This is a genomic window from Candidatus Symbiopectobacterium sp. NZEC135 (genome assembly GCF_025962695.1).
Map to the genome: position 1 here is coordinate 1 of NZ_JAGFPF010001174.1, position 674 is coordinate 674.

At 50.9% G+C, this 674-nt stretch carries 1 protein-coding gene; it reads left to right on the forward strand.

Going from position 1 to position 674, the window contains the following annotated elements:
• On the forward strand, window positions 1–516 hold a 516-nt coding region (gene mltA / locus J5224_RS33165; RefSeq protein WP_264629149.1), incomplete at its 5' end, for a murein transglycosylase A.
• Between the last annotated feature and the right edge of the window lie 158 nt (window positions 517–674).

A 674-nucleotide genomic window follows, 5' to 3' on the forward strand; every position in this document is an offset into this window, starting at 1 on the left:
AAGAACGCGCACGCCTATCGCAGTATTGGTAAAGTGCTGATCGACAGAGGCGAAGTGCCTAAAGAAGAGATGTCGATGCAGGCGATCCGCCACTGGGGCGAGACGCACTCCGAATATGACGTGCGTGAACTGCTGGAGCAGAATCCTTCCTTCGTTTTCTTTAAACCGATGTCATCTGCGCCAGTGAAGGGCGCAAGCGCCGTACCGTTGATTGCCAAAGCCTCTGTGGCGTCCGATCGTTCGCTGATCCCGCCGGGCACGGCTTTGCTGGCAGAAGTTCCGTTACTCAACAACGAAGGGAAGTTTACCGGCCGCTACGAGATGCGCATGATGGTAGCGCTTGACGTTGGCGGTGCCATCAAGGGCCAGCATTTTGACATCTATCAGGGGATCGGGCACGAGGCAGGTCATGCCGCCGGGTATTACAACCACTATGGCCGCGTCTGGGTGCTGAAAAATAATGCAGCGTCTCCCTTCAGCACTGCGCCTTTAATAATGCAAAGCGCCGCGCGTTAACGCATTCCTTACTGATGCCGGGAAAGAATATCTTTCCCGGCATTTTTATTGAGCAACGGTTTATTTTATTATTAATGCTTATGCCATATTCTGGATAAGGTAATAAATATAACTTTGTTTGCAAAAATGAACTTATTGTTACACTCCTCAGGCGCATC